This is a genomic window from Mycobacterium paragordonae (assembly GCF_003614435.1).
Taxonomy (GTDB): domain Bacteria; phylum Actinomycetota; class Actinomycetes; order Mycobacteriales; family Mycobacteriaceae; genus Mycobacterium; species Mycobacterium paragordonae.
Genome location: NZ_CP025546.1, coordinates 1,657,887 through 1,671,206, shown reverse-complemented (window position 1 = coordinate 1,671,206; position 13,320 = coordinate 1,657,887). Strand labels below are relative to the sequence as shown.

13 protein-coding genes and 2 pseudogenes are annotated in these 13,320 nt (G+C 61.6%); 8 read left to right on the top strand and 7 right to left on the bottom strand.

Going from position 1 to position 13,320, the window contains the following annotated elements; genetic code table 11:
- Window positions 1-9: 9 nt before the first annotated feature.
- The 5 genes and pseudogenes from C0J29_RS07785 to C0J29_RS07765 form a co-directional block, all read right to left on the bottom strand.
- Complete coding sequence (locus C0J29_RS07785) at window positions 10-432, bottom strand: PIN domain-containing protein (RefSeq protein ID WP_120791945.1); 423 nt, start codon at window positions 430-432, stop codon at window positions 10-12.
- Window positions 429-530: pseudogene (locus tag C0J29_RS33630) on the bottom strand (hypothetical protein); the annotation flags it as partial. The gene C0J29_RS07785 and the pseudogene C0J29_RS33630, both read right to left, overlap by 4 nt.
- A 540-nt stretch (window positions 531-1,070) precedes the next feature.
- Window positions 1,071-1,286 (bottom strand): annotated as a pseudogene (locus C0J29_RS33625) (hypothetical protein); the annotation flags it as partial.
- Window positions 1,287-1,435: 149 nt separating this feature from the next.
- Window positions 1,436-2,677 carry a restriction endonuclease subunit S gene (locus C0J29_RS07775; RefSeq protein ID WP_120791943.1) on the bottom strand — a complete coding sequence of 414 codons (1,242 nt, stop codon included), beginning with the start codon at window positions 2,675-2,677 and terminating at the stop codon, window positions 1,436-1,438.
- Window positions 2,674-5,397 carry a type I restriction endonuclease subunit R gene (locus C0J29_RS07765; RefSeq protein WP_174814827.1) on the bottom strand — a complete coding sequence of 908 codons (2,724 nt, stop codon included), beginning with the start codon at window positions 5,395-5,397 and terminating at the stop codon, window positions 2,674-2,676. Before C0J29_RS07765 ends, C0J29_RS07775 begins: the two co-directional genes overlap by 4 nt.
- Window positions 5,398-5,776: 379 nt before the next feature.
- Between C0J29_RS07765 and C0J29_RS07760 the strand changes: the two genes are divergently transcribed.
- Both C0J29_RS07760 and C0J29_RS34740 read left to right on the top strand, forming a co-directional pair.
- The gene (locus tag C0J29_RS07760; RefSeq protein ID WP_120791941.1) at window positions 5,777-6,034 is read left to right on the top strand and encodes a hypothetical protein; all 258 of its coding nucleotides are present in this window, start codon (window positions 5,777-5,779) and stop codon (window positions 6,032-6,034) included.
- 346 nt (window positions 6,035-6,380) lie between these two features.
- A complete protein-coding gene (locus C0J29_RS34740) occupies window positions 6,381-7,013 on the top strand; it encodes a helix-turn-helix domain-containing protein (protein ID WP_120791940.1) in 633 nt (210 codons plus the stop codon).
- 10 nt (window positions 7,014-7,023) lie between these two features.
- Here the strand turns inward: C0J29_RS34740 and istB are convergent, their stop codons facing one another.
- Both istB and istA read right to left on the bottom strand, forming a co-directional pair.
- Window positions 7,024-7,821, bottom strand: a complete 798-nt coding sequence (istB, locus tag C0J29_RS07750) for an IS21-like element helper ATPase IstB (RefSeq protein WP_084023409.1) — start codon at window positions 7,819-7,821, stop codon at window positions 7,024-7,026.
- Window positions 7,821-9,056, bottom strand: coding sequence for an IS21 family transposase (gene istA / locus C0J29_RS07745; RefSeq protein WP_120791939.1), 1,236 nt, complete (start codon window positions 9,054-9,056; stop codon window positions 7,821-7,823). The genes istB and istA overlap by 1 nt, the downstream gene beginning before the upstream one ends.
- Before the next feature lie 361 nt (window positions 9,057-9,417).
- Here istA and C0J29_RS07740 point away from each other — a divergent pair, with 361 nt between their 5' ends.
- The 6 genes from C0J29_RS07740 to C0J29_RS07715 all read left to right on the top strand — a co-directional run bounded on the left by C0J29_RS07740 (window position 9,418) and on the right by C0J29_RS07715 (window position 13,153).
- A complete protein-coding gene (locus C0J29_RS07740) occupies window positions 9,418-9,600 on the top strand; it encodes a helix-turn-helix domain-containing protein (protein WP_232065698.1) in 183 nt (60 codons plus the stop codon).
- Window positions 9,597-10,925 (top strand): tyrosine-type recombinase/integrase, encoded by a 1,329-nt coding sequence (locus tag C0J29_RS07735; RefSeq protein WP_120791937.1) that lies wholly within the window; start codon window positions 9,597-9,599, stop codon window positions 10,923-10,925. Before C0J29_RS07740 ends, C0J29_RS07735 begins: the two co-directional genes overlap by 4 nt.
- A 64-nt stretch (window positions 10,926-10,989) precedes the next feature.
- Window positions 10,990-11,325: a type II toxin-antitoxin system RelE/ParE family toxin gene (locus C0J29_RS07730; RefSeq protein WP_120794621.1), complete on the top strand. Its 336-nt coding sequence runs from the start codon at window positions 10,990-10,992 to the stop codon at window positions 11,323-11,325.
- Entirely contained in the window at window positions 11,322-11,651 is a 330-nt protein-coding gene (locus C0J29_RS07725) for a helix-turn-helix domain-containing protein (protein ID WP_120791936.1), read from the top strand. The genes C0J29_RS07730 and C0J29_RS07725 overlap by 4 nt, the downstream gene beginning before the upstream one ends.
- Before the next feature lie 66 nt (window positions 11,652-11,717).
- Window positions 11,718-12,332 carry a hypothetical protein gene (locus tag C0J29_RS07720; RefSeq protein WP_162951406.1) on the top strand — a complete coding sequence of 205 codons (615 nt, stop codon included), beginning with the start codon at window positions 11,718-11,720 and terminating at the stop codon, window positions 12,330-12,332.
- On the top strand, window positions 12,329-13,153 hold the full coding sequence (locus C0J29_RS07715) for a TIGR02391 family protein (RefSeq protein WP_174814826.1): 825 nt from the start codon (window positions 12,329-12,331) through the stop codon (window positions 13,151-13,153). The genes C0J29_RS07720 and C0J29_RS07715 overlap by 4 nt, the downstream gene beginning before the upstream one ends.
- Window positions 13,154-13,320: the final 167 nt, after the last annotated feature.

Genomic DNA, 13,320 nt, shown 5'->3' with positions numbered 1-13,320 from the left:
CCCTTCTAATCAACTGTCCACGAAAAGATCTGGTGCGCCCTGGTAGATCCCGTCGCCGGCCAGTAGATCTAGCCGCTTGGCGACGGCACAGGCAGCGATCAATCGATCGCCGTTGTGCTCCCTGGCGCGCAGAGCGTGACCAAGCCTTCGCCATTCGCTGACAAGAAGGGCGTATGCATCTACGACTTCGTTGTCGCGGCGAATGGTGGGCGTCCGGTCGAGGGTCTCAATCGCCGTGGCCATGCGCCGCTGGCCCCAGCCGGCGCCTCGCGCACCGGCAAACACCTCAGCCCTGGTCTGGAACGAAATGAGTACACGCCGCCCAGTGAGGTATTCGCGCCAGCTAGCGACGCGCGCGTCACGGCTATCTTTACGAAGGTAAATCAGACTGAACACATCGGTGTCGACTAACGTCGCCGCGAATTCGCTCACGAACGCAGTGCCTCAAGGAATGCGGCGAATTCGTCGTTGGTGAGGTCGAGCCCACCATCCGGGTCCGGTCCGGGAGCGCTGGCCAAAATCTCCTCGAGAGTAACGACTTTGGGACCAACATAATCGGCTCTAGGGTCGTCCGCTGGAAGCACACGCACATTTTGGAGTGCGACAAGCCGGCCTGACGCGAGTTGTATCCCGGTTCCTTGCGCAACCACCCACTGGCCAACCAGCTGTGCTGCGACCGTATCGTTTTCGACGCTCTTGAGTTCGACCGAGTTATCAACATCCTCGCGGAGACGGAAATCGTGCGACCGTAGATCGACCTTCTCGAGTCGGCCAGCGGCGGTTATGACGGTATCTGTGCGGATACGCGTGGGTGTCCACGTTTCGACATGCATTGTCGACGGTGCAATCCGTACTTCCGGCCGCGAAGGCGCGCCGAGTATTACGGTCGGCGCCGCTGCTTGCATGGCGTTGACCAACTTGCCGACACTCTCTGCGATCAGGTCAGTCGCCCAATCGGGGCGACGATCCTCGCCTATAGCCCGCACAATTTCCCACAAGCGGTCATCCGCCGCGGCTTGTTCAGGCAAGTCAACGTCGAGTTTGTCAGTCGGGCCCTTGCTGAATCGGAGCACGGTGCTGCCGGGCTCAACCGCACGAAGCCGCAGTTGTGCGAGCTCCTCCATGAACTGCTTCGTGCGGCCGGGTCCAGGCGTATTGACTACTTCGCGGCAGATTCGAGTCGTCAACTCCTGCAAGGCAGTCGCGAGGGCGGCTAGGTCCTTTACCGGAACCTCGCCGTTGGGAGTGGAAGCGTCAACAAGATGGAGCTCGATCTCCGTGATCATCGCAACTACCTCCTTCGTTAATATTCCCGAACGTCGTCACCACGTACAGCGCAGATGCTCCAAGCAATTCTGCCCTTACCGACCGGAACCCTCCCCGATGATTCCAGTGGGTTCCGACACGTCATTGCACTTGCCGAGCGGAGTGACCATCACCCAGCGCCGCGGCTTCCCGACTCACCGATGGTCCCCGCCGCACGGGTCAGGCGTCCAGAAAACGCCGCACTAAGCAAACCCCGTTTGAGACGATCGACATGGCGAGTCGTCTTCGCAAGTTCAATTTGAAGAGCAGCAATGCCGTCGATATACGCGGCAGCTGACGCAAGTATGCGCGCCTGCTCTGTGCGTTCCGGCACACGGATCGTAGTAGCCCGGAGGTCTCGCAGGTAAAGGTGCGGCTGTGCGGTCGAGCCGGACGCCCGTGCCATCTCGAGTTGCGAGCGAGTGCCGCGGAGTGCGAGTGCGACGTATCCGGGTATTACCGCGCCCTCGTCCACGCGTATAGCTGCGAGGTTTCGGTCTGCGCTAAATCTCACGCCATCCGGAACGACCGCAATCCGCCCGATGGTGCCGACGCAGGTGACGAGGACATCACCGGCGACTGGCCGATAGCGCCGAGCGGTCTGCTCAAAACCTTCCTCCGAAACGTACGTTCCTGCAGTCAGATCAATGGTTCCGTCTGGGCGTACCCCCTTCGCCGTCACGTGAGGAACCCCGTCGAGAACACGTTTTGGTGGATTGTGATCGCCATCGGTGATGAATTGGGATATGTCGGCGAGTGTCTGCAAAGTCCCGTCGTTGGTAGTGCTGAGATGATGTGCGCACAGTGCTGACAGGCTTGACAATCGAATCCGCTGTCTACCAACAAGTTCCTGTGCCGCATCGAGGCGAGAGAGGTGGTCTTCGAGTAGATCAACAATGCGCCGCTGCTCCGTGATGGGCGGCACAGGCGTCGGCCATGTCGCCAACCGAGCCCGCCCAAGATGGTGGATGCCGACGCCTCGGGAATGCTCGACAAATCGGCCCACGAGGGCCTGATAGCGGAAGTAATGCAACAGAAACCTGGGCTCATGTTCACGCGGACGTACTCGAATTAAGGTGTTCTGAAAAGCGCAGTCCGGAATCTCACCGGACCAGATCGCTGGCTTACCGACTTCGCCAGGGCTACCCGACGCTTCACCTAGAACGATGTCTCCGGGCTTGAGGCGGTACGTGGCCAGCTCCTCATCGGTGAAGTTCATTGACTTGACGTCGTCAAGGCTGAGTCCAGACCACGTCACATTCGCCGCACGTAGGTATGGCCGCATCGAGTCGCCGTAGTGGTTCTTCGGCGAACGCTGGCGACCAAGCCGTACTTCCGCGACTTCGGAGAGCGGGCGGACCGGCCAGTTCACGCGGTCAGCTCCGCGTTCAACTCTTCAATCAGATCGCCAGCTCGGTCACCTAAATCACGCAGCGCCCCATCGGTTCCTCCGCGCTCGACAAAAGGCGCGTCGTCAAGGTCTTCCACGCGTATCCCGGCCGAGTTGGCGATCACCGACACCATGCGGTCCAACCACCATCGCTCGGTGTCGTTGAACGCCACACCAGCTTGTTCTTGATGCGCCAACCACGCCACGTACTTCTCCCGCACCCGCTCACCGTAGGGAACGAGTTCGTCGTCGACGCCGATGGTGTAGCGGATCAGTGGAACGAGATCGGTGAGGGTGTGCGTGGGGCACTTACGGACCCTGGGCGCGTCGATCGCGGCATAGGCATTCCAGATAATGTCGGGAGTCCAATTGTGCGGCGGCCGAGCGATGCGGACAGCGAGTCCCTGAATGTAGGAGAAGTCGATTCGCTGCTCGCCTGCCTCATAGCCCACTTGGATAGCGGTGATTTCGTCGCGGTGCTCATCGAGATAGGCCCGCCACGACTCCACGATCGATCGAGCGCGATCCGTGTCAACCACTCCCCTGGCATCAACGAGTTCGTCGCTGCTGACCTCATCGATGACCCGATCGTGGGCGGCGCGAAGTTCGAGTATGCGGTTGCGCAGTTCCGGGTTAGCGGCAATCGGTTCGATAGCCCGCTCGATCGCCTCGGCCGATCCAGTGGACGGCTCGACAGCGTCCACGAGCGCCTTGGCGATATCGCGGACAGGTTGGCCGGCGACCTCGTCGAGTTCCTGCCGTTCCTCGTCGGTCAGCGCAAGTTCGAGCTTCGCCAGTCGCGACGCCAGAGTTGCCGCTTCGTCCTCGGTAAGCGTGAGTGCGGCGGCCTTATCGAGGAGCTTCTTGAGGCTGACCGACTTCTGCCGATTCAGTGGCGGCTCGACGAAGGGATGCTCTGTCACCCCCACCGCATCGACGATTACGAACCGGGTCTTGTTTTCCGCGTCTGGGGTAACTGCGCGGAAGTCCGCGGACGTGATCGTGCGTGCGCCACGACCTTTCATTTGCTCGAAGTATTGGGCGGAGCGGACATCACGCATGAAGAACACGCATTCCAGCGGTTTGACGTCGGTTCCGGTCGCAATCATGTCGACGGTCACCGCGATACGCAGCGACGGACTCGTCCGCAGCGCCTGGAGTTGTTCTTTGGCGTTGCGGGCGTTGTAAGTGATCTTCGCTGCGAAGTCATTGCCTTTGCCGAACACCTCGCGGACTTCGGTGACGATCTCCTCAGCGTGGCTGTCGTCCTTCGCGAAGATCAATGTCTTTGGCACGGTGGAACGTCCCGGAAAGATCTCGGTGAAAAGCCGATCGCGGAAAGTTTCTAGAACGGTGCGGATCTGGTCGGTGGCGGTCACGTCGCGGTCCAGTTGCGCGGCGCGGTAATCCAAATCCTCGTCAAGGGTTTCGAGTTTCTGTTCTCGTGTTCGGCGGTCCACTTTCGGCACGAGCGTCCCGGCCTCGATCCGAGACCCTTCCTCGCTGATTCGGGTACGGATCCGGTAGATGTCAAAGTCCACGTTGACGCCGTCGGCGACGGACTCGGGGTAGGTGTATTCAGAGACGAGGTTCTGGCGGAAGAATCCGAATGTCTGCTTGCCTGGCGTGGCGGTTAGACCGATGAGGTGGGCGTCGAAGTACTCCAAGACACCGCGCCAGACTCCGTAGATGCTTCGATGCGCCTCATCGACGATGACCAGATCAAACGTTTCCGGCGGAAGTGCCTCGCTGTAGGAGACAGTGACAGGGGTTTCCGGGGTGAACTCATCGAGGTTGGGATCATCGGCGTCGCTGACCTCGCCGTCATTGAGAAACTTGTAGACCCTCTGGATGGTCGAGATGACGACCTTGCTCGAGCCGAGTAGTCCGGCACTGGACAGTTTGGTCACGTTGTACAGCTCGGTGAAGCGGCGGCCGTCACCGGGCGTGCGGTAGTTCTGAAACTCCGCCAGCGTCTGATCCGCGAGGTTGTTGCGGTCGACGAGAAAGAGAATTCGGTTGAATCCACCGAATTTCAGTAATCGGTACGACTCGGTAACCGCCGTGTAGGTCTTGCCGGCCCCGGTCGCCATCTGTACCAGCGATCGGTCGAACTGCTGATCGGCGAGGCTCTTCTCGATCCCGCTACTCGCATTGACCTGCGCTGGACGCAGCGGGTCGGTATCGAGGGCTGGGAGATCGCGAACCTTGGCGCGCCACGTCGGACGCTCGGGAGAGGCATCGGCGTCACGAAGGTTCCGTGCCAACGTTGCCGGCCTGGGAAAGTTGAAAAGAAGGCGCGCCCGCGGCTCGGGATCGAAGCCGTTGGTGAAGTGTGTCTCGACTCCCGATGCCTCGAACACGAACGGCAGCCGGCCGTTCCGGGTCTTGGCGGCGAGTCGCACATCAGCCGGGAGTCCGTCGGCGTACATGGCCGACTGCCACTCCACGCCTGAAAGCGGTGTTCCTATTGGCTTGGCCTCGATGACGCCGACGACGGCCTTGTCCACGTACAGCAGGTAGTCGACCCGTCCGTGCCCGGGCTTCATCACGACCTCTCGGACGGCGATGCCCTGTCCCGCGAACAGATTCAGGTCCTTTCTGTCCTGGACCTTCCAGCCTGCCTGGGTCAGTTGCTGATCGATGCGGACACGGGCACGCGTCTCCGCGGGAAGAAGGCCGGCACCGTCCTTATTACTCATGACCTGGCAAACGTTACCGACACCAGCCCGGTCTTGGCCGTAGATTTGTCGGCTGCGCGTCCGCGCGAGCACCGCGATCTGCCGGTCACAACAATACTTCGCCACCGGCACTTAGGCCCTCCTAACTTGACCGTTTCTCTGCACATCACACCTCTTGCACTCAGGTCACGAAACGATAACGCAATTGCGTCCGTATCTAACTACGTAGGGTGCACTTACCATTGTTCCCATGCCCGCGAAACGATGCCCGCGATGCGGCGCGGAGGTACCGAATAGCACTTGGCCGCCGAAGCCAGGACGTCCCTCCATCTGGTGTTCGCAGCAGTGCCGGCGAGCAGCCTATGAGGAGCGAAGAGCAGCAAAAAACGGCGCTGTCGCCGTGCGGGTCGAAGTGGTTGAGAAACCCGTCGAGCGGATCGTGGAGCGTGTTCGGATCGAGACAAAGCAGATTCCGCCCAGCCCCGCCGAGGCCGCCCAGATCGTGCTGAAGTCGCCGCGAGCATGCCGCACTGTTCTGGAGGCGCTGGCCGTCGCAGCGGACTCGGGACAACTGAACCCCGCGGCGCATGCACCGACGCTGCGCGCCGCTCAGCGCTTGCTGACTTCGTTGAGGAAAGCGCGCCTTCTCAATGGCTAGGGCGGGACTCCCCGAAGCTAACTCAGTGTCCGCTAAGGGCCGGGGGCCGCATTCGGCTAATCCCGGCCCACCCAGCAGCAGATCCGCCGTCTCGTCGGCGTCAGCACCGCGACACGCGGAATGCCGTTGCGAAGCGGCACGTTTCGCGATGTTTCACCCCGTCGCGGGAATTGGCGGTAATTCACCTGTGTAGCAGCAAAACTCGATGGAAAATATTTGCGCGACCGTCGCGCTAGGCACCTGAGCGGACTTACCGTCTAGACATGAATCGACGCGTCACGGATCGCCACTCGGCGCAGCCCGCCGAAACGGCTGACGGTGGGCATCCCGTTAGCAGTGCGTCAACATGAGCTGGGAAGCCCTCGCGTGGGCGAAAGACTCGGACATCGCCCAACCGGTGGCGAAGTTCATCCTCGTCCTACTGGCAAATAAGGCGGATGAGAATTTCTCGTGCTATCCGTCGATCCGCACGCTGATGGCTGAATCCGGCGCCGGTAGAAGCACGGTCTTGCGCGCGCTGAGCTTTCTAGAGACGCGAGGCTTCATGTCGCGGCGGCCACAATTCCACGATTCCGGTGCCCGCCGCTCCACCCGCTACTACCTGAATCACCCTCGAGCACCACATCTTCCACCCAGTCCCGATCCGGGACCCCCCAGTCCCGAGGTGATACCGCCTGGTCCCGCGTTGGTACGGGGGCCGTCCCGCAGTGGGACGGGGGCGGTGTCAGAGAAGCACCCTACGGGGGTCCCAAGTCGGGACCCCTTAAATCCATCAACCGAATCCCCATCCGAACCGGGTGACTCCGCAGCACAAATCGTGCACGCCGTGAGCGATTCGTGGCGGCTAGGTGAGTGCGACGCGCACAGTCTCCTGCCAGCCATCGAGTCCGCCCTGGCACGCGGCTGGCCGGCCGCGGATCTCGCCGCCCACTGTCAACGGCAACTGAAAACTGATCAGTTGTCGGCAATTGAAAATTGACCAGCTGGGGTCATTGGTCGTCGGCCGTGACGGTGGGGACGCGGCCGAGGTCTCGGTCTTTGATGCGGTAGCTGTCTCCTTTGAGTGCGATGACTTCGGCGTGGTGGACGAGGCGGTCGATCATGGCGGCTGCGACGACGTCGTCGCCGAATACTTCGCCCCACCGTCCGAACGGTTTGTTCGATGTGACTATGAGGCTGGCCCGCTCGTATCGGGAGGACACCAATTGGAAGAACAGGTTGGCGGCTTCGGGTTCGAACGGTATGTAGCCCACTTCGTCGACGACGAGCAGCGGATAGCGGGCGAGGCGGACGAGTTCGGCTTGCAGGGTTCCGCTGTGGTGGGCGGCGGCGAGCCGATCGACCCATTGCGACGCGGTGGCGAACATGACTCGGTGGCCGGCTTGGCAAGCGCGGATCGCGATGCCGGTCGCCAGGTGGGTTTTCCCGGTTCCTGGTGGTCCGAGGAACACCACGTTGTCTTTGGCGGTGACGAAGTCCAGCGTGCCCAGGTGGGCGATGACGTCGCGTTTGAGGCCGCGGGCGTGCTCGAAGTCGAACTCCTCCAACGATTTCCGTGATGGGAAGCGGGCGGCCCGGATGCGTCCTTCACCGCCGTGGGATTCTCGGGCGGACACCTCACGCTGCAGACATGCTGCCAGGAACTCTTCGTAGGTCCAGGTTTCGGTGCGGGCCCGTTCGGCGAGCCGCTCGACGGCCTCACGCAAGGTCGGGGCCTTCAAGGCCCGGGTCAGATACGCCAGTTCCGCGGTCACGTCGCGGCTGCCGGTGGTGGTCTTGGCTGCCATCACGCCACCGGTCCGTCAAGACCCAACAAGGTGTCGTAGTCGCTCAGGAGGCGTTGTTCTACCTCAACGTGCGATGGCGGCCCGATGACGTCAAAGTGCTTGCGCCGCAGCAGTTTGGCGGCCTGCACGTGGTCGGGATCGCTGACCGTCTGGTGTTTGGCCCAGATCCGGGCGTGGTCGGCGACCAGGGCGCCACCACACCACACTCGAACCCGGCCCAGGTCCGCGGTGATCTCGATGCGGCGACCGACCGCGACCGGGTGCACTGAGTAGTCGTTGCCGTCGCAGCGCACGTAATGATCCCGCGGCAACCGGGTCGAGGTCCGCCACCCAACCACTGGCCCGACTGGCGGCAGGGCCAGCATCGCCGCCTTGTCGGCCTCGATCCGGTCGGCGGGACGGCACCCCAGTACGCGGTGCTGGCGGTGATTGGCCCGCACCAGCCAGTCCTGCAGCTGGGTGTTGAAATCCGCCGGTGAGCCGAACGCCCGACCCGGCAAGAAGGCCCGCTCGAGGAAGTCGTGGAAGCGTTCGACCACACCCTTGGCTTCGGGGTCGCCAGGTTTGCAGATCAGCACCTTGGTGGCCAGGGTGCCGCGGAAAGCGTGGCACTGCCCGGTGAGTTCGGGTTGGCGGGCCCGCCAACGCCCGACCGCGCCTTCACCGTCCCATACCAACACCCGCGGGACGGCGCCCAACATCGAAAGATGCTGCCACCAGCCGGCATAGAGGTCTTCAGCGGTGCGGGTCGGGATTAACAACGCCGATGCCCAACGCGAATATCCGCACACCATCGTCAGCACCGGCAACTGTGTGGCGGTGCGGACCTGGCCGTATCCGACCGGCACCTCCACGTCGGGGAACCAGAAGTCGCACTGCGCAATTTCCCCAGCGACATAAGTCGTGCGTGACGCCGGATCCGGCGGCAGATAAAACGGTCGCAGCTCCCGCACTCGCTCACTAAGAGTGCGGATCGAATACGACCATCCGATCCGCTCGGCGATCACAGTGGCCGGCATCCGCGGATAAGCCGCCAACAACTCTCGAATCTTCGGCTCGGCCGCGTCCGCCACCGACCCCACCGGAGCACGCCGATACTTCGGCGGGCCATCGGAAACCAACGCCGACTTCACCGTGTTCCGCGAAATCCCCAACACCCGCGCAACCTCCGAAATCGGCAACTGCTCCGACCGGCACAACCGCCGGATCTCTGCCCAGTCCTCCACGCTCAACACTCGCTTCCTCCTTGGCCCATAGCCAAGGCTCTCCAGGAAGCTGGTCAATTTTCAGTTGCCGCGCAGTGGTCAGTATTCAGTTGCCGTCGACACCCACCTCATTCGAAACCCAAATGGGGCGCGTGATCCCATTCGCGTGCTTGCCCGGCGTCTCACGCATCCGTGGCAGCCACCAGGCTGGTCTCCACCATCAGTGCCTTGGTGTGGTGAATGCGAGGACGCACATTCTCGCACGATCACGGTCACTGCGGCCGACGGAACCGAAGCTGCGCGCTTTTGTCCACAGTGCAGCCCGCAAGTCCACAGGGGCCGTCCGCCCGTGCAAAATTCCGTCAAAATTGTGGAAAGGTGGTGAATTATCTTGGAAAGCAACGTGTTCAATGATCTCCCCCTGCTGCTCGCGGTCCCCCACGCAGCGCAGCTGCTGGGAATCAGCCGGGCTGCCGCCTACCGACTGGTGGCCTCCGACGAGCTGCCCGTTCGTCGTCTCGGCGGCCGGATTTACGTGGTAACCGCCGGGTTGCGCGAGCTGGTGGCCTCGTGAAAGGCACTGTCCATCAGCGCGGTTCGGTGTGGTACTACAAGTTCCGCCTCCCAGAGCGCGACCCCGCGACCGGCCGATATCCCTGGATCACCAAGGGCGGTTTCGAGACCGAGCGCGAGGCCTGGAAGGCCTGCCGAGAAGCCATGCGCGATGCTGACCGCGGCCGAGTCGTCAAGCCTTCGACCCGCACAGTCGCGCAGTTCCTCACCGAATGGCTCGCCGCTGTCGAACCAGCACTCGACGCCACAACCTGGCGCAGCTGGAGCGACTACGCACGCACGTACGTCATTCCCCATATCGGCGCGGAGCGCCTACAGCGACTCGACGAGCCTCAACTGCTGAAGCTCTACGCCAAGCTGCTCACCGAGGGCCGAGTCAAGCGCGACAACGACGTCGTGATGTATGCCTATTGGTCCGAGCGCAATGCTGCCGGCGCACCACCCACACCACGACAGCTGTCGCAGGCCTGCGGCACAACGATCCATGCGTCCCGCACCGCGGTGCGACGCTATCGGGTAGGCATCGTGCCCAAACCGGTTTCGCCGGGATTGGCACCCAAGACAGTCCGAAACGTCCACGCCTTCCTGCACCGGGCGCTCGTCGACGCGGTGGCCTGGAAATACCTCACCGACAATCCGGCGAGCAATGTGAAACCACCGCGTCGTCCGCGCACGCGCCGGACGGTGTGGAGCGCTGACGAAATTCGCACATTCTTGAAGTCGATCCGCGACGACCGGTTCGCAGCGCTGTTCCTGCTCGAACTCACAACCGGTATTCGCCGCGGCCAGGTGTGCGGCCTGAAGTGGTCGGACGTCGATGTGGATGCCGGTCTCATCACCGTCCATGACAATCGCGTGGTGGTCGGCGGCCGGGCAGTCGATAAGGCCGGCGGCAAGACCCGTAACGCGGATCAGACCATTGCGATCGACCGTGCCACCGTGTCGGCATTGCGCCGTTGGCGCGAACTCCAAGACAGTGAACGTGAATTCTTCGGCGACGCATACCATCCGGGCGGTTACCTGTTCACCTACCCGGACGGTCGACCGCCGCACCCCGACACCATCCGGCAGCGGTTCGACCGGCTGGCGGCCGCTGCAGGGTTGTCACGGATCACCTTCCACGATTTACGCCACTCTTATGCCACCGGTGCGCTGCGGGCCGGTGTCAGCCCAAAGGTGGTCAGCGAGCGCATCGGGCATGCCAATGTGGGATTTTTCCTGGAGACTTACGCCCACGTGCTGGGCAACGACGATCGCGAGGCAGCGGAGCAGGCCGCCGAGTTTCTCCTGGGCGACGCGTGGAACGACGGAAACGACCCAGCGTGAGCGGTCTGCGCCCGGAACTATTGTATATAACTCTGGAGTTATATTAGTGTCGACGTCCTGGGAGGTGATCTTGCTAGACGAGGTCGAGACCTGGTACTTCGCGCTTGACGATGAAGCGGTAGCCGCCGTTACCGGCGCTATCGACCTGCTCGAACTCGAAGGGCCCACCCTCGGCCGTCCAACGGTGGACAAGGTCAAGGGATCCAAGTTTCACAGCATGAAGGAGCTGCGGCCAGCCGGCACGAGCATCCGAATCCTGTTTATCTTTGATCCTGAGCGACAAGCGATCCTGCTGCTTGGTGGCGATAAGGCAGGCAACTGGAAAAGCTGGTACGACAAGAACATCCCGATAGCTGAGCAGCGCTACGAGAAGTGGCTCGCGACCGAGGAAGGTGATTGAAGGTGGCACGAAACTGGCGTGAGATTCGAGCGGATGCCATCGCGCAGGGGCGACTGGATCCGTCCCGCGCCGAGGCCGCCCGCAAGGAAATGCATGACGCCGTCCAGGCCCAACGTCTCACTGACATACGTAAGGCGCACGGCCTCGTCCGCCAGGCTGATGTCGCTGCCCTTATGGGCGTATCTCAGGCGCGGATATCGAAATTGGAGAGCGGGGACCTGTCGCACACCGAGCTGGGCACGCTGCAGTCCTATGTGGCGGCGCTGGGCGGGAGCCTGCGAATTGTGGCCGAGTTTGGCGAGAGCACGGTAGAGCTGACCGGATAGTCCCGCTAGGAGTCGTGCGTCGAAAACCAATACCGCATTGTCGGTTCAAGTCGTTACCGTTTTACCATGAGTCTCGCCATGCCTTGGCCCTCTGCCAAGCACACCCTCGATTGCCGTAGTCCTGACCGGAGGTCAGCTGCTTACTTTGACGCCGGCTGGGGCACCGCCTACGGGCGCATGGAAGGCTTTCGACGTTCAGCTCATGTGCTCTATAAGCAGATGATCAATGACCCATCGGACCGCGACTTGCTCGTCTATCCGTTCGCCTCCAACTGGCGCCACGGAATCGAGCTTCAGCTGAAGCACCTCTTGGAACTGCTAGGCCGGCTCCACCACGAGACCTTCGACGACCGCCTCAAACACACGCACAATCTCGTCAAGCTGTGGACCGCAGCTTTGCCATCGATCAAAGAGATCTTGTCGATTGAGGCAGCGGCTAGCGATCTATCAACAGTGACGAAGCTAGTTGGACAGTTAACTGCGCTGGACCCGGACGGACAAGAACTTCGCTATCACAAGCGCACCGACGGAAAGCCTTCGCTGGAAAACTACGCTTTCATCGACGTGCCGACATTCCACGAATCGTTGCGAGGCGTAGCCGCGTTCCTTGACGGACTCACAGAGTGTGTCAACCGAGAGCTTGAGTTCGAGCGCGAGATGGCCTACGAGTACCCGCGATGACGGCGACATCCAAAACGGTACGGATCCCTGTCTTCGACCCGCAAATGACTGAAGCCGTTGCCAATGTGCTCGCACAGACAGACCATCCCGGTCTGAGCAATGTCGAAATTGACAACCTCTTGCAGCTTGTACGCATCAGCAATCGAGATCGCTCGGTGAATAAACGCACAAGTCTGTACGTGGCGCTGCATAACGCCCAGGTCAAGCAGGCGTGCGGCAACGTTCTGGGCGCGTTTATCGCCCGCGCGATGCACCCCAGCCGCTACGTTGGCAACGAACGACGTTGGATGCAACTACGAGACCAGCTCGACGGAGTTCTGGTCATCTTCGGCTATCGGATAAGTAAGGAAGGCAAGCTCGCCACCGGGACCAAAGCCACTACTCTATCTGCTGCAGCGAAGCTCGCTGGCGAACTGCAAGTTGAGCTCCACCGCCGCGATACGCATGCGGAGCTGCTTAAGTATTGCGACGAGGAACTAATAACCCGGGATCTTTTCCATGCGATGTCGGAAGCGACCAAAGGTGTGGCGCAACGTATCCGGGAACAAACCGGACTCGTCTTTGACGGACAGGACTTGTTCGACGCCGCGTTCGGCACCGCGAAACACCGGCCAGTGCTGTTCATCAACAACTATCTGTCAGACAGTGACGTCAGCGAGCAAAAAGGCTTCAAAAACCTGCTTATCGGTATCTATGGACATTTCCGTAACCCGCGGGCCCATACCACTCGCTACGGAGCCACCGAGAAGCTGATCGACTTCTATGATCTCTTCGCGACATTGTCTTACGTACATCGACGTCTCGACGGCAGTCATATCTAGGACGTCGGGAGCAGGTAGGCGATCCGTGATTATTTCCCAGTTATGACCGCTGAGGGTTGCGGTGGTATACCAAGTGCCTTAATGCGCTCAGCGTGGCCGCCACGCCGCCGCGAGGCTCGCAATTCCGTCATTCACATCGGATCGAACCTCGATTAATTTGACCGATC

Coding starts and splice junctions, on each gene's coding strand:
- C0J29_RS07765 (WP_174814827.1), bottom strand. CDS start 5,397: ATGAGTAATAAGGACGGTGCCGGCCTTCTTCCCGCGGAGACGCGTGCC.
- C0J29_RS34740 (WP_120791940.1), top strand. CDS start 6,381: ATGAGCTGGGAAGCCCTCGCGTGGGCGAAAGACTCGGACATCGCCCAA.
- istB (WP_084023409.1), bottom strand. CDS start 7,821: ATGGCAGCCAAGACCACCACCGGCAGCCGCGACGTGACCGCGGAACTG.
- C0J29_RS07720 (WP_162951406.1), top strand. CDS start 11,718: ATGAGTCTCGCCATGCCTTGGCCCTCTGCCAAGCACACCCTCGATTGC.
- C0J29_RS07715 (WP_174814826.1), top strand. CDS start 12,329: ATGACGGCGACATCCAAAACGGTACGGATCCCTGTCTTCGACCCGCAA.